The sequence below is a fragment of the Pedobacter psychroterrae genome, from assembly GCF_004331695.1.
Taxonomy (GTDB): Bacteria; Bacteroidota; Bacteroidia; order Sphingobacteriales; family Sphingobacteriaceae; genus Pedobacter; species Pedobacter psychroterrae.
Genome location: NZ_SJSL01000002.1, coordinates 570,211 through 594,448, shown reverse-complemented (window position 1 = coordinate 594,448; position 24,238 = coordinate 570,211). Strand labels below are relative to the sequence as shown.

The 24,238-nt window shown below is 41.2% G+C and carries 17 protein-coding genes and 1 tRNA gene; 14 read left to right on the top strand and 4 right to left on the bottom strand.

Annotated elements, in window-relative coordinates:
* Window positions 1–10 precede the first annotated feature (10 nt).
* Together EZ437_RS10920 and EZ437_RS10915 are read left to right on the top strand one after the other, a co-directional pair.
* The gene (locus EZ437_RS10920) at window positions 11–781 is read left to right on the top strand and encodes a hypothetical protein (RefSeq protein WP_131595951.1); all 771 of its coding nucleotides are present in this window, start codon (window positions 11–13) and stop codon (window positions 779–781) included.
* Window positions 782–803: 22 nt separating this feature from the next.
* The gene (locus tag EZ437_RS10915; protein ID WP_131595950.1) at window positions 804–1,421 is read left to right on the top strand and encodes a hypothetical protein; all 618 of its coding nucleotides are present in this window, start codon (window positions 804–806) and stop codon (window positions 1,419–1,421) included.
* A gap of 63 nt (window positions 1,422–1,484) precedes the next feature.
* Here EZ437_RS10915 and EZ437_RS10910 read toward each other — a convergent pair whose 3' ends face one another.
* The 3 genes from EZ437_RS10910 to EZ437_RS10900 all read right to left on the bottom strand — a co-directional run bounded on the left by EZ437_RS10910 (window position 1,485) and on the right by EZ437_RS10900 (window position 5,178).
* Complete coding sequence (locus EZ437_RS10910) at window positions 1,485–2,810, bottom strand: glycosyltransferase family 25 protein (protein WP_131595949.1); 1,326 nt, start codon at window positions 2,808–2,810, stop codon at window positions 1,485–1,487.
* A gap of 113 nt (window positions 2,811–2,923) precedes the next feature.
* Window positions 2,924–4,024, bottom strand: coding sequence for an alpha-mannosyltransferase (locus tag EZ437_RS10905; RefSeq protein ID WP_131595948.1), 1,101 nt, complete (start codon window positions 4,022–4,024; stop codon window positions 2,924–2,926).
* Between the two features lie 1,080 nt (window positions 4,025–5,104).
* Window positions 5,105–5,178 (bottom strand) — tRNA-Pro (locus tag EZ437_RS10900).
* Between the two features lie 220 nt (window positions 5,179–5,398).
* Between EZ437_RS10900 and EZ437_RS10895 the strand changes: the two genes are divergently transcribed.
* Window positions 5,399–5,659 carry a hypothetical protein gene (locus EZ437_RS10895; RefSeq protein ID WP_131595947.1) on the top strand — a complete coding sequence of 87 codons (261 nt, stop codon included), beginning with the start codon at window positions 5,399–5,401 and terminating at the stop codon, window positions 5,657–5,659.
* A 141-nt stretch (window positions 5,660–5,800) separates the two neighbouring features.
* Here EZ437_RS10895 and EZ437_RS10890 read toward each other — a convergent pair whose 3' ends face one another.
* The gene (locus tag EZ437_RS10890) at window positions 5,801–5,938 is read right to left on the bottom strand and encodes a hypothetical protein (RefSeq protein WP_225869556.1); all 138 of its coding nucleotides are present in this window, start codon (window positions 5,936–5,938) and stop codon (window positions 5,801–5,803) included.
* Between the two features lie 222 nt (window positions 5,939–6,160).
* Here EZ437_RS10890 and EZ437_RS10885 point away from each other — a divergent pair, with 222 nt between their 5' ends.
* The 11 genes from EZ437_RS10885 to EZ437_RS10835 all read left to right on the top strand — a co-directional run bounded on the left by EZ437_RS10885 (window position 6,161) and on the right by EZ437_RS10835 (window position 23,970).
* Window positions 6,161–6,721 carry an RNA polymerase sigma-70 factor gene (locus EZ437_RS10885; RefSeq protein WP_131595946.1) on the top strand — a complete coding sequence of 187 codons (561 nt, stop codon included), beginning with the start codon at window positions 6,161–6,163 and terminating at the stop codon, window positions 6,719–6,721.
* Window positions 6,722–6,814: 93 nt separating this feature from the next.
* Entirely contained in the window at window positions 6,815–7,936 is a 1,122-nt protein-coding gene (locus EZ437_RS10880) for a FecR family protein (protein ID WP_131595945.1), read from the top strand.
* A 264-nt stretch (window positions 7,937–8,200) separates the two neighbouring features.
* Complete coding sequence (locus EZ437_RS10875; protein WP_165500386.1) at window positions 8,201–11,803, top strand: SusC/RagA family TonB-linked outer membrane protein; 3,603 nt, start codon at window positions 8,201–8,203, stop codon at window positions 11,801–11,803.
* A 10-nt stretch (window positions 11,804–11,813) separates the two neighbouring features.
* The gene (locus tag EZ437_RS10870; RefSeq protein WP_131595943.1) at window positions 11,814–13,268 is read left to right on the top strand and encodes a RagB/SusD family nutrient uptake outer membrane protein; all 1,455 of its coding nucleotides are present in this window, start codon (window positions 11,814–11,816) and stop codon (window positions 13,266–13,268) included.
* A gap of 80 nt (window positions 13,269–13,348) precedes the next feature.
* The gene (locus tag EZ437_RS10865) at window positions 13,349–14,275 is read left to right on the top strand and encodes an ABC transporter ATP-binding protein (protein WP_131595942.1); all 927 of its coding nucleotides are present in this window, start codon (window positions 13,349–13,351) and stop codon (window positions 14,273–14,275) included.
* Complete coding sequence (locus EZ437_RS10860) at window positions 14,275–16,668, top strand: Gldg family protein (RefSeq protein WP_131595941.1); 2,394 nt, start codon at window positions 14,275–14,277, stop codon at window positions 16,666–16,668. Before EZ437_RS10865 ends, EZ437_RS10860 begins: the two co-directional genes overlap by 1 nt.
* 2 nt (window positions 16,669–16,670) lie before the next feature.
* Complete coding sequence (locus EZ437_RS10855; RefSeq protein ID WP_131595940.1) at window positions 16,671–18,008, top strand: MutS-related protein; 1,338 nt, start codon at window positions 16,671–16,673, stop codon at window positions 18,006–18,008.
* A complete protein-coding gene (locus EZ437_RS10850; RefSeq protein WP_131595939.1) occupies window positions 18,005–19,315 on the top strand; it encodes a MutS-related protein in 1,311 nt (436 codons plus the stop codon). Before EZ437_RS10855 ends, EZ437_RS10850 begins: the two co-directional genes overlap by 4 nt.
* Before the next feature lie 64 nt (window positions 19,316–19,379).
* On the top strand, window positions 19,380–20,519 hold the full coding sequence (locus tag EZ437_RS10845) for a TlpA disulfide reductase family protein (RefSeq protein WP_131595938.1): 1,140 nt from the start codon (window positions 19,380–19,382) through the stop codon (window positions 20,517–20,519).
* 32 nt (window positions 20,520–20,551) lie between these two features.
* Window positions 20,552–23,416: a M16 family metallopeptidase gene (locus EZ437_RS10840; RefSeq protein ID WP_131595937.1), complete on the top strand. Its 2,865-nt coding sequence runs from the start codon at window positions 20,552–20,554 to the stop codon at window positions 23,414–23,416.
* Window positions 23,417–23,649: 233 nt separating this feature from the next.
* On the top strand, window positions 23,650–23,970 hold the full coding sequence (locus EZ437_RS10835) for an RNA polymerase sigma factor (protein ID WP_131595936.1): 321 nt from the start codon (window positions 23,650–23,652) through the stop codon (window positions 23,968–23,970).
* Window positions 23,971–24,238: the final 268 nt, after the last annotated feature.

The following is a 24,238-nucleotide window of genomic DNA, read 5'->3' as shown; positions in this document are numbered from 1 at the left end:
ATATAAAACAATGAACAAATTAAAAATGAATTTGGATGCGCTCCTTGGAGAGATGGAGCCCCTTACGCTTGATGAATTAAATTCGCTCCGGGGGGGGTACGGCGGCTATTACGGTTATGACACGTGGAACGAATTTTTAGCTGCCGCGGATAGCGGAGACATTGGGGCTGGTGAGTACCATAATGTGGATGCAAGCTTGCCGTCTGGAGGAGCTTCTGGTGGATCAGGACCTTCTCAATCTGGTGGGGATAATGGTCCCGGGTATGACTATACTGTTCAAAAAATTAGTGGTGGACAGCTCATATATATTGTCGACGGATATGTCATTCCTTGGGATGGTAACGGATTATGTACGTTTGGCGCTGTGGCGAAAGTAACTGGAGGAGATCACTCTAGAAAAGTTGAACTTTTCATGGATTACAAACGAAACGGCGGAATTGTCGCAGCGGATCCCAGCCATCCAGGTATCGATGGACATTCTAATGTAGTGACAGGCGTAGCAACAAGTAATTCCATGGTGTCAGGTTTGCTAAACGCTGCTGGTAAATCTAATACTATCTTGACAAATCAGACTGATAGAGATGCCCATTTAGCTAATGGCAAAGAAATGATTGTTGGCGAAGGGAGCGACCACACAATTATTCTTCAAAGTAAATTGGGTAACGGTGCACCTGGGGGCCCGGCTCTCGATCATTATACCTATTGGGACCCGGTTTCAGAAACCACTGGAGAAATACATAAAAATGATATAGATTGGTCTCTCAGTGTAGGCGTCAACTAATGTCAATTCAATCCAGGGTATTATGAGAAGAATGTCTTTAATTATTTCGTGGTTATTATTCCTGAATCTAAGCGCAAATTCGCAGTCCTTAGATTCTTTAGATCAAGTCTATGCAGATAACTGGATTGCGCGGGCGAAATATGCAAATTTAAAATTTAATGTACCCGACAATTTTAAGATTTTCACAGGCGTTTTCCTAAATAATGCTCGATGGCCATGTGATGACCTGTTCAATATCAATTTTGATCGTGTTTTGGTCAATAAAGACAGTTCCATACTAATTGCCGTTCAAGTGATGGCTAATTATCAACATGTGACTCCTTCTGGAGACAAAATTGATAAAAAAGTGGATTGGGTACAAAATGTGAAAAATCATTACAGTTTTCGAGCTGATACATTGATGCCTAAAGCGGAATTAGATAGCGAAATGTTATCAAGAAGATGGGATGCAAAATATGGAGTCTTGTTTTCTCGAAAAAAATGCAACGTTCCCTTCTTAGGAAGGTACGGCAATAATAAAGTTTTTTTATTCGCAAACGATTATCGGCAAGCCTTTATCGTTTACTTTTATAAAGATGAGAAAAAGCCCCAAATTGAGAAGGTAGTTAACAATACTTTGCATGTACTAGAAAAGCTTTGATGTATGGATAGCGGCCATTAATGTATGATCGCTATCCATTTTTCCAACCAATTTTGGCCAACGTTAATTTTCATATTTAAGCAGATTAACAGCATGAATGTTCAGAAATCTATTGGTGGCTTCATTAAACATATTTTGGACTACTCCTGCTTTTGTGTTATGAAAATCAGTTACATCTGAATATCCGAAATCCTTTTGTCCAGATACGAAAGGGAAAAGAATAATTTTGTTTGTTGTTATCTTAGAATACGTCATATCAGCAATGATCGTTTCATCATACTCCACATTCAGAATTGCATCAAAAAATCGACTGTATATTACCAAAAATTGTGCTGAAAGACAATGGCTTACCCAATATCTATTTTTAGAAACTGGGATTGCATAGTCGAATTTACCTGTTCCGCCAGAAAGAAATGCCGCCTTATCGAAGTCTGCCTCTAAAACATTCTTAAAAAAGAACTCCTTGTTGTAAAACTCAGTGAAATAATGGTCGTCTTCGCAAATTACAATCATCTCCTCCTTTTCCTGCTTTGCTTTTTCAACTATTTGCCTTATGGTTTGCCAGAGACCATAAGCGCCGACCTTATGTTGTATTGCCACTACCAAATTCAAGATAAATTCAGGCTTATCGGCGAATTCAGACATAATATGATTTAGACGGTCCACCCTGTGGGGCAAGTTAATTATATAAGTTGGTACTGAAATTTTCTGAAAAACACCAAACCTAATTGCAGGTCTTGATGATTCCAATTTTTGAAAATGGGTCACTACCTTCGTCAACAATCTTAACCTGTTTTGTGTTGCGTCGAAGAAATTACTGACTCTTCCAGGTATCCTGTTATTTACAGTCGTGTCAGAGTAACCAAACTCTTTTTGTGTTGAAATAAATGGGAAGATGATCATTTTTTTCTGTGTTAACGATCCAACTTTCCAATCAGCTGCACCTTCACTATTCATCTTAGCATCTCTTAAAACAGAATAAAACTGTTTAAAAACTATCATAAACTGAGTTCCTGAGAATTCCTCTACCCAAAAGACATGATCCTGAACACAATTGATACTTGAGACCCAACTAACTCCACCAAGGAGAATATCGGCTTTAAATTCTTGAGCCTTGATTATACAATTTTGCAACAAATTGTGAGAGTATTCAGCAGTAAATATGTGATCGTCTTCACATATAAGAATAAATTCATCATTTTGAGACACATAGGATCTTACAATGTGTTTAAAAGTTAGCCATAAGCCTAGTCCACCTCTACTACTAGTTATCGCGTCTACTAAAGTGACATCGAACTCCGGCTTATCAGAAAATTCTCGTAATATATGCTCTCGCCTATCCGTTCGCGTTTTAAGATTTACAACAAATGTCCTAAGTGCTTTTTGCATAAATTAATCAGCTAGATTTAAATTCAATTTTTCGTTCAATGTAATGTAAAAAAAATTATCGAATCAAGATAAGTGTAAAGTCGATAATTAACCTGACAGCATGATTGGATTTATTACGTCTTAGGAGACAACCTAACTTTGGCACTTCGTAATTCTTCCTGGAAAAATGGCATCGAAGCTAGCACCGCCAAGTTAGCCAAGCATGCGGGTTCAATAGTTAAAAATCCTTTTGGCAAAAGTTTCGTCTTAAAATTGCCACCGAATTTCATATGCTTTCCATGTTTGTCATTTTCACAGAGAAAGTATTTGCGATCTAGTGAACTATCCTGAAAATTAAGTAAAAATTTCCAGATAATCTGTGAAGAATCATTTACATTCCACTTACCTAAATTTCTATGAAGAAAAAGCAAGTTTCCGTTTGGATCATGCTGTGTCATTGTCTTACCAATAAAACCTTCTTTGGAGCAAATAAATCCACAGCTACCTGCATCGAATCCGATCATTTGAAACTTTGATTTAAGAAAATTCCAAGAAAATTTAAATGTATCCTTGTCGCCCAGAAGTAATTGATAAAAAATTCTTTTTTCCTTGTTCATATAGATCGTCAGATTTAACTCTTTCCAACAAATCTCTTTGTTTATCATTATCTGACCGCTTTCCTGTTCGAAATCATTGTATTGATAATTATCTACAATTTGCCATATTGGATTATCTTTAGCTGTCCGCCAATAGTCCGGCCAAAATACCGCGCCAAACTCTTTGTATTTTTCATAATCAAATAAATAGGAAGGATCTTTCAGGCAAAAATTATCAGCATCAAGGTATAGTATTTCCTTGAACTTACTCAATTTAATAGCTAATGGTTTTAGACCAACGCCGTCTAAGTTTTCAATGCTCTGTGAATCAAACATCCTGCATTCTATTCCCAAAGACTTAAAAGTTTGAATAGAGAGTTGAGATAATTCGCCGCTCCTAAACCAAAGTTCGACTGGCAGCTTACACTTAACTTCTTTAAGTCTATTAATTAATATCCAAGCGCAGGTCAGATAAGAAATTCCGCCTGCACAAATAACTATCCCTTTTCCGGAAAAGAAGTTCTGCGGATAATCGGGAATAGTTTTAGTACAGTCATCTAGCATCAATCTAATTTTACTGATTGCACTTGTATCTAAAACGAAAGGAATTTCCCTTACACCATCCTCGTTAAATTTCATATAAGCAATTCGATCATTAAATTTGCCAGACTGTTTTCAGCAAGTTAGGTGAATTTAACAACTAAACAAAATTCGTAATCAGATAGGGATGTTTAGTGCGATATCCAATTACTGGCAATAATTAGCAATTTATTTTTCAGCGTTAAATATCTTGATAGAGTGTAAGATTCTCATATCCCCGAGTTCATCAATGACTGCATTTTTGGATGTGCTGATCATTACTGCCTTGAAGTTAAGATATTTCAACTTTTCCGTACACTACCTTTGGTTGAAAACTATTCTCTAAAATTCAAATCTCTCATCACGCAACAGCATTTACCTACTACTTGATTTCTTCGATAGTACCAAACACAATCCATGTTTTAAATCCTTTTTCCATTTTATCTAAAGATGCTACATAACTTGCCTTGCCATTTTTCAGGGACATTGTAGACCCCTTTCTGTCTAATTATATCACTTAGGTGTTAAAAGAATCAATGGTCAATTGAAACGTCCGAATCGGAAAATATTAATTCACGGATAAGGTCATATCTGGAAGCTCCAATATAAAGTTGCCAAATAAAAAGATGCTTGAAGTTAAATCAACATTAAGCTTTCATAAAAAACTGACTTGAGTTTCTAGGCTGTATGATTGTCATGAAGCCATCTTTGAACGAGTTTACCGTGGATGTCCAACGTGTTGGGCTTCTATGATAAATGCACAATCTATCAGAAGCATTCTATCGTTAGGGGGTTGTTCAAAGATAGTCTGGCTTATGGTGATGTTGCGTTTCCAACACCTTTTATCGATCTGATGTTAGAAGACAACGCATTGACTCTCAAAGAGGGTTGCTCTTTTTGGAGTAACCCTTTCGAAAAATAGAAAAACTATTGAGCCTTGAAGATGTATATAACCGTGGTGAATTGTATGATAATCGGCGCTTTATTTCGGCAATTTACCCGGAAAATATTAGCTACGATGGTTTCAGACGTCGAACCGGAAAAGTGAACTCCGTGGTATACTTAATATATATGATTAACAGCGAGTTAGACAAAAACAAAAAAAACAAATCAAAAATAAATTTGACTTGTCCTGTGAAGTCGGGATGGCGGGATTCGAACCCACGACCTCCAGCACCCCATGCTGGCGCGATACCGGGCTACGCTACATCCCGAACTGATGAAACTGCAAGATTTGCCCCGGCCAAAAATAAATATTCTTTTTAAAGCAGCAAAGAATTACATTCAATACCATCATACTCATGACAAGCTTTTTGAAATTGATCAAATAATTCCCGTATCTTAAGTGGATAACATGATGAATCATCTATCCTTTAACAAAAAAGATTATAATTACAGAAGGGGATTGCGTCAAAGCAACAGGTTCTTGAATATTTGAGTAAGAAAAAACTGTTTGACCCAAACCCTCTCCATCTTACTGCATTCAACGAGAACTTGGAGATGATTGAAGGCTATAAAAACAAGGAGGGATTTGCAGTTTTCCAGGTTGATCTAACCACAGACTTGTCGATAGCTTCGATTAAAATCCTTAAAAAGTTCCAAAACCACGCACTCACTAAGGCTGTTTTCGATAGCATGAAAAAAGATCTTGCATTATCTAAGCCCGAGAACAAAACTACTGCTAATCCCACCTAGATGTTTATATTTTGTTATTGCCATCAATTCGATTCCGGAGAAGGGTACGAGATCGGATTTTTTTCCGATATAAGGCGGATCTTTATGTATAAAGATCCGCTTTTTCATTAGAAATCATAGTTATCTACCATAGGCAGGAGCTTAAAAAATTAAAAATTTACATTCGCTAACCACAAACCCTCCCGTATGCTGGCCCACCTGACGAGGGAAACCCATCATTTGCCCGGTCAGTACAAGCGTTTTTTTCAAATGTGGGTCGTTCGGATTTAAGCCCTGCACAGTTACCCGCTTACCCTCGAACCATTCATCGGTAAATTTTCAGATCGAATTAGATGTTACCGACTCGTTTCTGATAGAGTAATCCCGTACAGGCCCGCTTTTACCAGCCCGTATTCCACATCAATGCCGGGACTTTTCCTTGATAAGAACTCAGCCTTCTAATGGCAAGTGCTTAATACTTAAGTTATTTTTGTAATTTTGATAACCTTTACGAGGATTAGGATGACCGATTATTGCACTTTTACTGATCAACAGCTTACCGACCTCCTTAAAAGAGGCGATCGGCATGCTTTTGATGCAATCTATAACAGGTATGCCGAACCCCTTTTTCGATTTGCTTATTCTGTTCTAAAGGATGAAGATGATTGCCGCGACGCGGTTCAGGACATATTTATCTGGCTTTGGAAACACAAGGAAGATATGAAGATCAGCTTCCTTAAATCTTATCTTTTCGCCGCAGTGAAATTTAATCTTGCCAGTTTAATCAAACAGAGTAAGCGACGTGCAGAAATTCTGGAATTTGCACCCAAGCAGTCCGAGATATTCGAAGACCATGCTCTGGAGCTCAAGGAATTGATCTATCTTATTCAAGAATTTGTTGGCCAGCTGCCTGCCAGATCGAGGGAAATTTTTGAGCTTAGCCGTGGCGCCAATTTAACTAATAAAGAAATTGCGAAACAGCTCAACATCTCTGAGAAAACTGTAGAAAACCAAATGACCATCGTGCTTAAAAAGTTAAAGGTAAGCCTCGGAAAAAATTCATTCTGGTGTACTTTTCTATAAATTAAATTAAAAAAAGATCATTTGTCTTTGGGGGTTAGCCCGGGTTTACTACTCTTATATTAAAAAGGGAGAATAAACCCGTCCTTGAACAAAATGACTGACATCGAATTTATCACTTTATTGGAACGAATTACTGCAAGGACCGCTTCCAGGCAGGATATCGCCGAATATAATACTTTCTGTGACCAGTTTCGTTACGAGAAGATGGACTTACCAGACATGGTGCATATTAAAGGCGTAATGTCGAGGCACATCAATCAGCAGATCGATTCTAAACCGGTTGTTAGGCGTTTCCAACCCTTTAGAATCGCTGCTGCAGCCTCTGTTCTCCTTGTTCTTGGCGCGTCCCTCTCATACTACCTTTACACCAGACAGCATGCTGATAAAGCACCTGTTCAAATGAGCAAGATTGAACAAATTCGTCCGGGTCGGAATAGTGCGACCTTAACGCTTGCCAATGGAAAAGTAATTCAGCTGAATGAAGCTAAAACTGGGGTGATCATTTCTGATTCGAAACTTACTTATAACGACCAAAGTGATGTGGGCAGCAGCAGAGTCGCGGATCCTTTGTTATTGTCCGCAGGTCCGCAGCGCATCGCTACTCCAAGGGGTGGCACTTATCAGATTACATTGGCAGATGGAACTAAGGTTTGGCTCAATGCCGCTTCAAGTCTTACTTACTCCAATGGTCTGGACAGAGACAAAGAACGCCACGTCCGTTTAGAAGGAGAGGCTTATTTTGAGGTCGCAAAAGACAAAAAGCGACCATTCATCGTTTCTACGAATACCCACGAGGTACAGGTACTGGGTACCCATTTCAACGTCAACAGTTATCCGGACGAACCACTTCAGAAAACGACATTGTTAGAAGGCAGTGTCAAAATCGTCACTAAATATCAGTCCAACATACTTCAACCAGGCAGTCAGGCAGCTGTTAATGCGGAACTCATCAGCGTCAGCAAAGTCAATACAGAACTGGCCATAGCCTGGAAAAACAAACAATTTCTATTTGAAAGGGAAAACATCAGGGCGATAATGAGAATGATTTCGCGCTGGTACGACGTAGAGGTGGTCTTCCAGGGGCCTGTAACCACAGACACTTTTAGTGGAGGGATATCCAGGTTTAATGACCTCACAAAAGTATTGAAATCCCTTGAATCTGCCGAAGGTGTGCATTTCAGAATAAAAAACAGGAAAATATATGTCACAAAATAAAAGCTAATAATAAACTAGATTACTAACCAAACCAAAGAACATGATTAGATATTTACGACAGAAAAGTTAATTAAAAGCGAACCAGAAATGTATCACACCTCTGGTTCGCGTTTGGAAATGAAATGAATCAATTTTAACCCGCAGTATGCCATTAGTTTTCGACGACCCAGGCAAACTGCACAGAACCAAACTAATCAAATGTACAGATTTTATACTGTAAAACCAGGTATGCGCCGTTTGCTATACCCTAAAATTTTACTTGTTATGCGCCTAACCATCGCTATACTCATCGCATCCCTTTTGCAAGTTAGCGGATCCGCACTGGCACAAAAAATCAGCCTCAAAGTCAGCAACTCGCCGATGTCCTCGGTATTGCAGGAACTCAGGCAACAAAGCGGATACATATTCTTTTATCGAGATAACATAATCGATAAGGCACACCCGGTCAGCATTAATGTTCAGCAAGCTGAATTTAAAGAGGTGCTTGAAAAAATATTTATCGACCAGCCGCTGACGTACGTAATAAATGAAAGGACCATCACCATTAAATCGCGCAACCTGCACCAACCTTTATCGGCAGCAGCTTCTTCGTTGATCCATTTAAAGGGTCAGGTAACCGATTCTCTCGGTGTGCCACTGGCAGGTGCGAGCATATTGGTCATAAAGTCTGGTGTGGAAAACAAGACTAATTCAGGTGAATTAGGTGGCAATTCGGGTTCTGCCAAATACACAACCGACGAAAATGGTTTTTTTGAACTGGATGCAGAGGAAGGCGATATGGTTGTAGTGAGATTTGTAGGATACGAGAGACATGCTTTTGTGATGACCAAAAATATGCCGGAGATAAATAAAATCGTGCTTAAGGTAAGTCTCGAGAAATTAACCGAAGTAGTCATCCAAACCGGTTTTCAGAATTTTTCGAAAGAGCGGGCTACCGGGGCTGTCAGCAAGCCCGACATGAAGGTATTTTCCAGACGCGTGGGTACGCAAGATGTCTTGACACGACTGGAAGGTCAAGTGGCAGGGTTGCAACTAGAATTCGACGGGGAGGGACAAAGCATCGCAGGAAGCGTTTTTACGGGCCCTACTAATACCAGGAAGATGACCATCCGCGGAAAAGGTTCAGTTTATACAGAAACCCAGCCGCTGTATGTTGTTAATGGCGTGCCCGTTGCAAGCTTTCACGCGATAAATATAGAAGATATTCAAGACATTACCGTGCTCAAAGATGCCGCCGCCGGCGCCATATGGGGCTCTAGGGCGGCTAACGGCGTAATTGTTATTACGACCAAATCTGGTAGAATTAATCAAGAACTTACCGTCAATTACAGCGCAAATTCCAATTATCAAGGGAGGCCATTTTTTGGTTACCTTAATGAAATGATTACGGAGCAATACCTGAAAACAGCCCGCGAAACTTTTGACCCTGTCAATTTCCCTTGGCAGACCTTATCGAACAGACGACATGTAATCGCCCCTCATGAACAGATTCTGTACGATCAATACAGAGGTCGGATCTCGGGTACAACAGCTGCCGGCAGGTTAGACAGCTTAGGGGCTATCAATGCGACCGAGGAAACATTCAGGGCGTTATCACAACCTGCATTCACTAACAATCATACACTTAGTGTTTCCGGAGGAACCAAATCATATACTTTTTTTGGTTCTTTAGGATACATTGGCGCTGAAGGGTCGACTATTGGAAACAAATCTAACCAATACCTGCTTAACCTAAACCAGAGTTTTAACATCAAAGAACGAGTTAGCATCAACCTCATCTCCAACATCGCCAATAACGTTCTGAAAGATAAAAACGTTCAGCTGCAACGGTTGCTGCCATACCAGCTCATAAAAGACAAAAATGGCAATGCCATACCAATGAATTATGCCAACGGACTTAACGATTCAACGACAAACCTCTATCAGTCAAAAAGCCGGATCAACCTTGGCTATACTCCCTTAAATGAGTTTGGCCTAATTAATTCAAAAGGCAATTCCACTTATGTTAATTTAACGAGCGACCTGAATGTTAAAATCCTAAAGGGTTTAAAATTTCAGGGTAATTACAGTTTGCAGCGCACCTACGGCAAATCTGAACTATTTACTGACAATCGAAGCTTTGTCGGAAGATCACAGATTGTGGACTGGACGGTGGCCCCATCGCTTAACACAGATCCCATCTACTACCTTCCAACCACCGGCGGGACGCTCACCGCCCAAAATATAAACCTCTCTGCCTTTACCATCAGGAACAGGATTGCCTATGAAACCAATTTGCGTAAGGGTCTGGACATGTTTAGCCTGCAATTGGGTCAGGAGGCAACCTCCAATACTTCGATGTTTGATGGAAATACATTATACGGGTTTGATCGCGAGACTCAAACTTATCCGCAGCAACCTGATTTTGTAAAACTCAGGAATGGAATTTCCGGAACCGTAACTGGCGCAAGAAACGGACTCAGAGGAGATCCTGTATCTAAATCAATTCACGAAAATCGAATAGCTTCCATCTTTGCGCTGGCTAATTACACACTCAACAGTAAATATATGCTGGATATGAGTTGGAGACAAGATCGGTCAAGTATGTTTGGAACTGAAATATCCCGGCAAAACAAACCCTTTTGGAGCGTGGGGGCCAAATGGCTGCTTGGGCAGGAAACATTTATGAGCGATATAAAATGGCTAAGCCAACTGGGAATCCGCGGAAGTTACGGTGTTCAGGGACTGTCACCCTACACCAACCAAGCCTCTGCATATGATGTTTTGAGAAGTCCGTCAGGGACTGATCCCTATGCGATCAATGGAAGATATTTTGATCTTGCTTCTCCAGGAAACATGACAATTAGCTGGGAAACGGTCACCACCGTCAATCTGGGTCTGGATTTCGCTGTCTTGGACAACAGGCTCTCAGGAAGTATCGAGGCATACGATCGTACAAGTACCGACCTGCTGCGCAGCATTACCACCACTCCACTCACAGGTTTTTCTGATTACTGGGGCAATTTAGGAAAGCTTAAAAATCGAGGGCTCGAAATGACGTTACGTTCAGAAAACATTAAAACTCGCTCATTCGTCTGGGAATCGAATTTAACAGCCTCTTATAACAGGAATAAATTATTAGAGTTTGTGGAGATTCCTCCCGGAATAGAAATGGGCGATTTTTATATAGGTTCAGGCGCAATCAAAATCGGTTCTCCACTGAATTCAGTATTCGCTTACAGATATGCCGGACTCGATCAAATGGGCGATCCCCAAATCTATCTGGCTGATAACAGCATCACCAAAACGCCACTTATCACCAAAGTAGAAGATATTGTTTATATGGGCACTGCTGACTCCCCGTTTACTTTAGGGCTTAGTAACGTTTTTAATTACAAGCTACTTTCGCTTACGCTAAATCTGACAGGGAAGTTTGGCGGAATGATGCGCAGGGATGTTTCGAGTGAGTATTTTACTGAGAGATTTACTTCCCAGCTTCATGGAATAGGAGGTAACGTGCCAGCGTATTTTGCAGACCGCTGGAAAAAACCAGGTGATGAAGCCTTTACAAACATTCCTTCCTGGGAACCCTCCATCGAGGAACATTTCACCAGAAGAAGTGTGCAATATTGGACTCAAGGTGACATCAACATGGTTAGCTCAGATTACCTGAAACTAAGGGACGTCTCCCTGGCAATCGAACTGCCACAGACGCTGATTCGATCGTTGAAAATACAGAAGTTCGACATCTTCCTGCAGGCCTCAAATTTTATGTTATGGAAAGCCAATAAGTTTGACATGGATCCGGAATATCAGACTGTTGGACAAAACCGGGCACTGCCACCCTTCCGACATGCCTATGCAATTGGAGTTAACATTACCTTATAAAAAACTGAAGATGAAAAATTTAAAAATTTTAATTATACTGTTCGCAACCCTTTGTTTATTATCCTGTAAGAAAAGCTTTCTGGAAGTAGTTCCCCAGGGGAGAAAATTAGCGACGACCACTGAGGATTATGCAAAGATGCTCAATTCACCGAAATTATATTTTACACCGTTTGCGGGGTGGATTCCTGCGGTTTATATGGGAGACGAAGTAGCGGCCGAAGCCTCTTATTTTTTGAATATGAATCCCATCCGGGAGCGCCTTTTTAAATGGGCTGATACGGTAGAAATGGGGTACGCGGGGGCGGACGTGATACAAAATCCCTCCGGATTGGGGTATTCAGACATGATGTATATCGCTAACAAGATCATTAAGGAAGTGATGTCTTCAGATGAAGGTACACAAGAACAGAAAACAGCATTGCGCGCAGAAGCACTCGCTACCCGGGCCTGGACACTCTTCAACATTTCGAATTTCTATTGTAAACCATACAATTCGGCTACTGCGGCTACAGATATGGGGATGCCCTTCAGTACCGTAGCCGACATCACCTTTAAGGATTTCAAAAGGGGCACACTTCGGGAAACTTACGATTTTATAGTTTCAGACTTAACCCAAGCGATTGAATTATTGCCGAGCCGACTTTCTCACCCTGTCCGGTTCAACAAAGCTGGGGCAATGGGGCTGTTGGGAAAAGTTTATGTTTACATGGGTGATTATGCTAAAGCACTACCTTTGTTAGAACTGACGTTAACCGAATCACTATCTAATGGACAGTCGCTATACAATTACAATCAAACTTTCCAACCCGACGGTACTTTCCAGCCAACGGACCCAATCTCGGGTCCAGGTGGTTTTCCCGGCCAAAACTTTACGGATGTACGTGAATCGGTGTTTTCAAAAATATTTGCTAATACCGCTGCTCATGAGGGGCTAATTTTAGCCCCATGGGCACAGGCCCTATATCAACCTTCCGATTTACGCTTGCTTTTATATACCGATCAAAATCCAGATTTTTCACCAAATGCAAACGGACACGTCAGGAAATATGCTACCTTTTATTCCAGGATGGGCTTACAGTTGCCAGAGGTTTATCTGTTGATTGCAGAATGTAAAGCGAGATTAAACGACCTGTCTGGCGCTGTGAGTGCCCTTCAAAACTTTCGGTCCAACCGCATGCCTTCCGCTGATGCTACTGTTCCATTGCTCATCGCTAGTAACCGGACTGGACTGATTAAATTTATATTTGACGAAAGAGTTCGCGAATTTGCAATGGAGGGCATGCGTTGGTTTGATATGCGAAGGCAGTCTGTTGATCCCTTATTTGCAGGGATTCAGTTTCAACATCTGCTTTTCGACGATATTGGATCAATAACAGAATATACCTTAAACCAACCGAACCGGCTGGTTTTAAAGTGGCCACTATTGATTACATCCATGAGCCCGAATTTGCCAGACAATCCATAAAAATTAAGCCTAATTATTAGCTCACCCAAAGGTTTTCAACCTTTGGGAAGGGAGCCCTTTTGAAAATAAAAACAGAAAACATGAGACCCATATTAAAAATAGAAGGCCTTTCGCACCGCTACGCAACCGCGTGGGCGATACGCGATATTGATTTTGAAATCCATGATCGAGGCATCACAGGATTGCTCGGATCAAACGGCGCAGGCAAGTCTACCACTATGAATATCATTTGTGGTTCGCTCAATCAAACTAAGGGAAACGTTTTGATCAATGGAATAGACACCAGAAAAGATCCGATAGCGGCTAAACGGGAGATCGGATTCCTTCCTCAAAATCCGCCACTATATGTGGACCTTACCGTGGATGAATACCTGAGCTATTGCGCAGATCTGAGATTAATGCCCAAAGACATTAAATCAAAAGCGATCAAAGAAGCAAAGGAACGATGCGGTATAGATCATTTTAGCCACCGACTGATTAAAAACCTCTCTGGCGGTTATAAACAGCGGGTAGGAATTGCCCAGGCTATCGTGCATAAACCTAAATTGGTAGTGCTTGATGAGCCCACAAACGGTCTCGACCCGAATCAAATCATTGAAGTACGCAGCCTGATTAAAGATATTGCACTCGACCGGGCCGTAATATTTTCGTCGCACATCCTTTCAGAAGTCCAGTTATTATGTAGGGATATTAAGATGATCGAAAATGGGCAAATCGTTTTCTCAGATACGATGGATGCTTTCAATAATTACATTGAGCCACATAGCTTATTGCTTCAGTTGGAAAATCCTCCTGCAGAATCGGTTTTGCTGGAAATCCCCGGCGTTAATAAAGTAGAATTTTTAACATCGCGTCAGGTAAGGTTATACTTTTCAGGAGATCAATTAATAATAGAACAAGTAGCAGCAATATGCATTGAAAAGGGATGGGGGCTTCGGGGCCTAAATCTGGACAAAACGGCGCTCGATGAAATCTTCAAATTATTATCTAACCCTAAATCTGCATAATGAAAATCATATTTAAAATTGCAAAAACAGAGCTAAAACTTCTTTTTTATTCTCCCATCGCCTGGTTTTTACTGACTATCTTTTTGATTACCTGTGGCCTTGCCTACACACAAACACTTTATGATTTGGCTGTTTATATGGACATCATGCCTCCAGGAACAAAAAGTGACGATTCGATAACCGCCTCAATTTTTACAGGCATGGACGGCTTCTTTGCCATAGTAATGGAGAAAATGTATCTTTTTATCCCCTTGCTTACCATGAGTATCATGAGCAGGGAAACAAGCAGCGGTACCATTCGCCTACTCTACTCATCACCAATTCGGGTAAGGAGTATTGTTTTTGGTAAATTTTTAGGGATAATGATCTACTCCTTACTGTTGATCCTGATCATCATGATCTTTATATGCTCAGCAAGTGCGCACATTCATCTTGCCGACTTACCAATGTTATTATCAGGTGCTTTGGGAATCTATCTGTTAGTACTTGCTTATGCATCCATTGGTTTATTTATGTCCTGCCTTACCGCATATCAGGTAGTCGCCGCTATCAGCACCTTTGTGATGATTGGAATTCTTTCCTTAGTAGGCGAAGTTTGGCAAAACATCGATTTCATCAGAGACTTAACGTATTATCTGTCCATGCAGGGGCGGGCTAATAGACTGATCGGCGGGCTCCTTACCACCAAGGATGTACTCTACTTTATTGTAATCATTTATATTTTCCTCGGGTTAAGTATCATAAAACTGAAAGCAGGAATGGAGTCAAAATCTAAGCAGATCATCCTCATGCGTGCTGCGGGAGTAATCGGCTCTGCCTTACTGATCGGATATCTTACTTCTTTGCCGTCATTTACAGGATACGCTGACGTTACCGCCACCAAAAAAAACACATTATCGCCGAATTCGCAAAAAATTGTAAAAGAACTAAAGGGTGCCCCCCTTGAGGTTACTATTTATAATAATATCCTTCACCCCATGGCTCAACTGGGGTTCCCTAACCAACGAAATAAAGAACTGGCCCGGTGGGACAAGTATATACGGTTTAAGAACGACATCAGTCTTAAATATGTGCAATACTATAACAAAAATCTGGAATCCAACAGTATGTATGCAGAAGATCAGACAGAGCCGTTACCCTCGTTAGCGGGCAAAATTATTAAGGCCTATAGGTTAGACAGCGCATCGATAAAAACGCCAGCAGACATTAATAAAATTATTGACCTGAACCCTGAATCGAACCGATATGTCGCTCATCTGAAATGGAAGGATAAATCCACATTTCTCAGGATATACAACGACATGAAGACATTCCCTTCAGAATCTGAAGTTATGGCTGCCTTTAAACGTCTGGTGGAGAAAAAGCTGCCTAAAATACTTTTTGTAACCGGCAACTTAGAGCGAAACATCCATCGAAACAGCGGCAGGGACTACCAGGTTATTGCTAACCAAAAAACATTCAGATATTCATTAATCAACCAGGGCTTCGACAGCGATACGATACAGTTAGATCAACAGAACATTCCATCGGGAACTACAACCCTGGTGATTTCGGACCCAAAATTCAATTATAGTGAAACGGCCCTGAGCAAACTAAAACAATACATCAGTAGCGGAGGCAATGTACTGATTAACTGTGAACCTGGCCGGAACACCATCATTCAACCTGTTCTGGATTTATTGAACCTATCTTTAATGCAGGGACAAATCGTACAGCAGAATCCTCAAACTACTCCGGACAATGCATTTAACATCCCAGAAAAAGTAGCCGGAGAAATGTTCCCATTATTAAAAACCTCAATTCAGGATAGCGTCATGACGAATCTGCAAGGCGTTACGGGTATTGCGTACGCCAATAATACCGGATTTAAAATCGAACCGCTGATTAACTCCGATTCAAAGACCGGTTGGCTCAAGCACAACAAGCTCGATCCGGATATGACTGTTGATGCTGATGCCTCCTCTATGAATACGGCTCCCACAAGAAGAGGGAGAAGACCTGTGGGTCCCCCCGCAAAATACACTGGCACACTTACTTTTCAGGCTGCTGAAGGAGACCTCAAAGGCTCATTTCCGTTAGTCGTTCGATTATCACGTCAGATAAATGGCAGACCCCAAAGAATTGTGGTTAGCGGTGATGCCGACTTTATGAGCACTGGTGTGCTTACTGGATCTCAGGTAGAAGTAAACAATTTCCTGTTTACCATGGGAGTGTTCAGATGGCTGAGTGATGACAAATTTCCGATTGATGCAAATCACAAGAGAGAGGAAGACCGGCTTTTAAATGTAAAACTGGAGACTGTAGAAATGTTAAAAATCGGCTACCACTGGATACTCCCGGCCATATTAATTGCCTTAGCGGTGGTGTTACTGTTAAGAAGAAAAAGAAAATAAGTATGTCATTTTCAACAGATAAACAAACGCTTGACGACTTAAACATTTTTGGCCGTCACGGCAGTGATTCGCTGTATAATATGTTTAATAGGTGTTCCACCCGTGGTGGATCGGGTCTGCTAGAGGAAATGTTTAATTATCCATTAGCCGCAGAAAGGGACATAGTTCAGCGGCTTAGTATCTTCAGGTATTTTTGCACTAACGAGGTCTCATTTCCTTTTGATTCAATGAACTTTGATCCAGTAGAAACCTACTTGTCTAACACCGACGCAAGATCAAAACTGGTACATGAAGAAGTTTCGTTGGGTAACCGCCTTGAAAATTTAATTAGCATAGATCCTGTAAAAGCCATCATCTACAATGGAATTAAAGCGCTTGTGGGGCTACTCTCAACGCTAAGTCAGTTTACAACTACCCATTTCGATTTTGCAGCTTATGATTCAGAAAGAGAAGATATCAAGCGTTTACTGGCTACCATAACGTTCCAAACGATATGGAAAAATGGCAAGTTAAAGTTTTCCCATAACGATATGGTAGAGATAGATGCACTGTTAAGATTCAAATATGAAAAGGAGGTTAGAAAATTACTGCATTACATGTACCTGTTGGATATATATACTTCCATCAGATTGATTGTAAATGAGCGGGGACTTGTGTTCCCTGAACTCTGCGGTAAGCACACGTGGCAGGTAAAAATGGATGGTGTATTCCATCCGCAAGTTAAAGAAGCTAAAGGAAACAATATTGAGGTAACAGCCGGCGGAAACGTACTCTTTTTAACCGGAGCTAATATGGCAGGGAAAAGTACATTTATGAAAAGTTTTAGTATCGCTTTATACCTGGCACACATGGGATTTCCAGTTCCCGCTACAAAAATGGAATTTAGTGTACTTGACGGAATCTATACCACTATAAATCTACCCGACAATTTGGGGATGGGCGCAAGCCATTTTTATGCAGAAGTGTTACGTGTCAAAAAAATCGCACAAGAACTTAGTGCGCGGAAAAACTTGCTAATCGTGTTTGACGAGTTGTTCAGGGGCACCAACGTAAAAGATGCCTACGAAGCTACGATTGCAGTGACCAAAGCATTCGCTACAAAGACCAGCAGTTTATTTGTGATATCCACACACATCATAGAAGCCGCGCCGGTTTTGGCAGAACAGTGCACTAATGTTAGATTTTTATATCTGCCGACAAAAATGGAGGGCAATAAACCGATTTACACCTACCAATTGGGTGAAGGCGTGACAGACGATCGCCACGGAATGATCATCGTCAGAAATGAAGGTATCCTTGATATTCTCGATGATGGACTTAAAGCTAATTATAACGCATGAATTTTTTAGCGGATAAACAAACCTTAGACGATCTGAACTTATTGGGTAAGTTCAATCCTCAATCTGTTTTCAGCATTTTCAACAGGACCAAAACCCGGGGGGGCGAGCGTTTGCTGGAGAAAATGTTTAGAGAACCATTGGCAGATGTCCAAGAGATCAATAAACGCAGCCTGTTGTTTGCGTATTTCGGTGGAATAAAACTGAAAATGAATTTCCAGCAGGCAAGTTTCCAGGGCGTAGAAAACTATCTTACAGCAGGAACATCAGACAATTGGCTGTCGATGGCCGGGGGCATAATTACTAAAAAAATACTCGGCACTGTAGCCCTAGACGACAGATATGCGCTGCTGCAGGCCGAGCTAAGCACCACAATCCAGGCGATCGCCCATCTTAAAGAGCTCCTTGCCCAACTTCCGAATATCGCGCTCGCCGCCCGGTCGCAAACGATCCTGAGCGATGAGCGACTGAGGCATTTACTGGCTGAAACAGTCGGAAGGTTCCTGCCGCTGCGCAAAGTGATCCAATACCACTGGCTGCTCAATCATACCCTATGCGACCAGATGAGTGAATTGCTGAAATGTATTTATCATATGGACGTGTTTGTTAGCGTAAGTTATGTGGCGGCTGAGCGGGGATTTACCTATGCAGAGGCGCTGCCGGGTGATGCGCGAATTATTGAGGCCTCAGCCATCAGACATCCGGGGCTCCAAAATGGAGTTGCGAACGCATTGAAGTTAGACGGCGCCGCCCAGATGCTCTTTCTTACAGGCGCCAACATGGCCGGCAAGTCTACCTTTATGAAATCTTTTGGAATTGCCGTCTACCTCGCCCATATGGGATTTCCGCTAGCGGCAGGAAAAATGCGCTTTTCTGTACTCGATGGTCTGTATTCCTCCATAAACGTACCAGATAACATCCAGCTTGGCTATAGTCACTTTTACGCGGAGGTCTTACGGGTCAAACAGGCAGCAAGCGCTATCGCCAGCGGAAAGAATATGGTGGTCATCTTTGATGAATTGTTCAAGGGAACCAATGTAAAAGATGCATACGACGCCACACTGGCTGTCACGGAGTCTATGGCCCGCTACCACAACTGCTTCTTTATCGTTTCCACGCATATCATCGAAGTGGGAGAAGCGTTGAAAAAATCAGCCAATAATGTCCGCTTCGCATTTCTTCCTACTACACTGGAAGCCGGAGTGCCAAAATATAGCTACCAGCTAAAAGAAGGGATTACCAGCGACCGGCAAGGGATGATCATCATCGAGAATGAAGGCATTTTGGAATTGCTGAACTCAGGCAACTGATCAGCGCCAATCATTTCTACAAACACAAATAACAACAATAAAAATGAAAAAGAACTTAAATTGCATGAAAACACTATTATTTAGCTTGCTGGGCATACTGCCTGTGTCACTACAGGCCCAGGAGGCCTTCAGCATCACGGGAATCGTGGAAGGCTTAAAGCAAGGCGACAAAGTCTATTTGATATACAAAACCAAAGAAGGTAATGTAAGCGATTCTGCCCAGGTCAGCGCAGGAAATTTCAGCTTCAAGGGTAAAATCTCAGAACCAACAAAGGCTAATCTGATCGTCAACAAAAGTCCTTTTTCCGCGACTCCCCTGCCGGGAGAAATTGTAGACATGATCTCATTATACATAGAAGCAGCACCGATTAAACTGGAGAGCGCCGATTCATTGAAAAATTCGATAATCCTCGGATCAGCAATCAATGAAGACGACAAGAAATTCAATGCGCACATCAAATCAATTACCGATAAGCTTTCAGCGATCCCAGCAGAATACAACAAACTGAGCAACCAGGAGAAACAGGATAAAACTATCGTGTCAGCGCTGAATGAACGTTACAAGAAACTTTCTGATGAGCTGGTCCCACTTTTTTTAAACTTCATTTCCAATAACCCAAAGTCATACATCAGTTTAATGACCGTTGGTCAACTCTTACAAAATCCTGAAAAAATGGTTGAAGCAGAGAACGCCTATGCTATGCTAGACCCTGTTTTAAAATCCAGCGGTTTGGGTATAGAAATCGGGCAGGCATTTAATGCCTCTAACAACACAAACGTTGGGTCGGTAGCGATGGACTTCACGCAAAATGACGTGAATGACAAACCGGTTAAGTTGTCAGACTTCAAAGGAAAATTTGTGCTTCTTGACTTCTGGGCTTCATGGTGCGGTCCGTGCCGTGAGGAAAACCCAAATTTAGTCAAGGCTTTCAACAACTATAGAGACAAAAATTTTACAGTGCTTGGAGTATCTTTAGACAGGCCTGGAAAAAAGGCAGACTGGCTGGCAGCTATTCAAAAAGATGGTCTAAACTGGGCAAATGTTTCTGATTTGAAGTTTTGGGACAATGAAGTAGCTAAAAAGTATGGCATTAAAGGCATTCCTGCAAATTTCTTAATTGACCCAACGGGTAAAATTATAGCGAAGGACATCAGAGGAGAAGAATTACATAGCAAGTTGGCAGAAATACTTGCAAAGCCATAAGCAACTTCTAAAGCAATATTAACCAATCTATTATGACAAAGTATTTAAATGTAGTTAGCCTTGCGCTAGCAATGTTACTGACACTTAATGTTTCAGTTCATGGGCAAAAGAAAACTAAATTAACAAAAAAAACACTCACAGGAACAGCTAAAAAACTCACTGATCCATTAATTCCTAACGACCCTAATGTCAAAATAGGCAGACTCTCTAACGGCCTTACCTATTACATCAGAAAAAACACTGAACCGAATAAACGGGCCGAACTCTACCTAGCAACCAGAATCGGCTCATTAATGGAGGACGATGACCAGCAGGGACTCGCTCATTTTACCGAGCACATGGCTTTTAACGGAACTAAGGATTTTCCTAAAAATGAAATGATCAACTATCTTCAAAAGGCCGGTGTCCGGTTTGGCGCCGATCTGAATGCGTATACAGGTTTTGATCAAACAGTCTATCAATTACCCATCCCTACTGATGATGAAGAAGTTTTCAAAACCGGATTTAAGATTCTTGCCAATTGGGCAGGCAAAGTGGTGATGGACGGAGAAGAAATAGACAATGAACGTGGTGTAATCATAGAAGAAGACCGTGAGCGCGGTAAAAATGCAGAGGAACGCATGAGCAAACAATTGTTTCCATTGCTGCTAAAAGGTTCACGCCATGAAAACCGCCTTCCTATCGGTAAACTGGAAATCTTGAAGACATTCGCTCATGATAGAATTATAAGTTTTTATAAAGATTGGTACAGGCCCAATTTGCAGGCAGTAATTGCAGTGGGTGATTTTAATGTAAATGAAGCCGAACAATTAATCATAGCTAATTTCTCAGATCTGACTAATCCTGTAAATCCAAGAATCCGTAAGAGCTATGATCTGCCCGATAACAAAGAACCTCTGGTAAAGATCATTACGGATCCTGAGCAAACTTATAACGTTGCGCAAATCATATACAAACAACGTTCAAAGGTAGCCACTACAATTGCCGGCTACCGGAAAACGTTGATATATGCCATGATCAACACCATGTTAAGTGCCAGGCTGCAACAGCTATTGCAGAAGGGAAATGCGCCATTTATTTTTATTGAGAGCAGTTACGGAGCCTATCAGGAAGGGCTTGTTCCCGGCATTAATGCATTGCAAACCACGGTGGTCTCTGCTACAGGGTCAACCCTTGAAAAAGCTTTCACCGCAGGTCTTGCAGAAAATGAAAGGGTACACCAATTCGGCTTCCTGCAGTCTGAATTGAATGTAGTCAAAAAGAATATTCTTGCAGGATCAGAAAAGCAGTATAAAGAAAAAGATAAGACACCCTCATCAGCCTTTGTACAACAGTATCTCAACAATTTTCTCACCGGAACCAGCATCCCTTCAATAGATTTTTTATATGTACAAAATCAGAAAGAAATGGGGAATATTACTCTTGATGAAGTAAATGCACAGGCAAAAACCCTGATTACTAAAGAAAACCAGATTATTGTGGTACGTGCCCCTGAGAAAGAAAAGGCCAGCCTGCCTACCCAAGCGCGATTAATTGCAGCGTTAAACACTGCCGGGAAGGGTATTACAGGGTATGTTGATGATGTTGTAAATAAGCCCTTGCTTACAACGAAGCCTGTTGCCGGTAAAATTATTGCTGAAAGTAAAATTGATGGTATCGGGCTTACGGAATTTAAACTAAGCAACGGCGTAAAAGTATTATTAAAACCAACTGATTTTAAAAATGATCAGATCATCTTCACTTCATTCTCCAGAGGTGGCACTTCTCTTGCAAATGATCAGGATTATAAATCCGTACAAATGGTAAATATAATTCCCGAAAGCGGCGTAGGAGAGCTTAACACTGCACAATTAAATAAACTGCTTGCGGGAACTACTGGACGGGGCAGTGCTTATATCAATGATCTTTACCAGGGCTTTGGCGGGAGTGCCTCATGGAAAGATCTTGAAACAGCCTTTCAGATGGTGTATGCGTATGCCATTAATCCACGTAAAGATGCTGAGTTTTTCAACAAAAACATTAACGATTACAGGGTGAAACTTGCCAATAAAAATACAGATCCCGGTAGTGTATTTGCAGATACCATTCAAGCAGTACTCTCCTCATACCACAACCGGGGTATGCCTATGACGCTGGAAGATCTTGACCAGGCGTCTTTAGACAAAGCTTTTGAATTCTACAAAGATCGTTTTGCTGATGCAGGCGAGCAAACTTTTGTAATTGTCGGCTCTTTTGATGTGAATAGCATAAAACCACTTATTGAGACGTATATTGCTTCTTTACCCGCTTCAAAGGGAACTCAAAATTTCTCCGATAACGGCGTTAGACCTCCAAACGGGAAAATAAGTAAAACTGTTTATAAAGGACTCGAAGATAAGGCAAGCGTAGAATTATACATACATGGAGATTATGACTTCACTCCCGACAACAACATGCAGCTGGCGGCAGTTAAATCCACTCTGGAGATAAAAATTCTGGAGCGCTTGCGCGAAAAAGAAAGTGGAGTGTATAGTCCTAAGGTGGGTCTGCGCTTAACGAAATATCCAAATTCACATTATTATTTTACCATATCTTTTAAATGTTCCACAGCCAATGTTGACAAGCTAATTAACGCTTCATTAGAAGAAGTTAATAAAATTAAGGTTAACGGAGCCACTGCAGACGATCTCCGCAAACACAAATCAGAACAACAGAGGCAAGTTGAACTCGGTCTGCGGGATAACAACTTTTGGCTTAATTACATCACAAGCCGGCTAAAGGATGGCGGTGATATCAGCCAGATACTAATATATAAGGAAAGACTGAATGCTGTAACAACAGAAAGCACCAGAGCCGCAGCGCAAAAATTTTTAAATGAGGATAACTCCATCCGGCTGGTATTGTTGCCTCAAAAGTAACACCTAAACAAACTGACTCTTTACTTCACCTCAGGCACAGTCAGCAAAGCCATAACTATCAATCTGCCCTGCAAGGAACCATACCACCCGCGGAGGCGCCGATTGCTATGATGTGGTGTGGTTTGATAATCGCCATGGTTGTAAGGGATAATGTTCAATCAAAAAACCTTTTGGTAGGTAAAGGATATGGCTTAATTTGACCTCAGGATAATTGTCCCTTAATAGAGGGGCAAATGATCCAATACCTTGTTGTGGGGGATCCTCGGGGAGAAAAGCTATTGAGAAAGTACTACGGGGCTTCTCTCTACGGAATGATTGCAAGGATGCGTTCTTGTCCAGTTCAATCTAACGAAATATTACAAAGTACATTATCTAAGATCCAAACTGATATTGGAAGGTTTTCTGGCAATCTGAGTTTCTTCACATGGATGATGCAGGTAGCCAGGAGGCTTTCAATTGATTATGGTGAAGTTACCGTGACACCCATTGAACAGCTTGATGGGAAATCCGACACGGCATTTGATGATGCCCATATCTATAGTTCCTCCAGTTAATGCTCTGACTTGCTGATCAAATTTAGCTTTAATATCTTTATTTTTAATGAAAATGAAATTTTTAAAGTATGGCCGGGCTAACCAGTATGAACACTAATTGTTGAATTTTATCAAATTAACCAAGCCCGGCCAATTTTTTTATTTTTATAAATAACGTTGATGCCTAAGGTTATTATTTTATTTCGAATTGTGGTAATGATGCTAAATAAATTTTTGTATCACTGGCCTATATTTTCATTAAATATGGCCCGGACATATATGCCGTAAA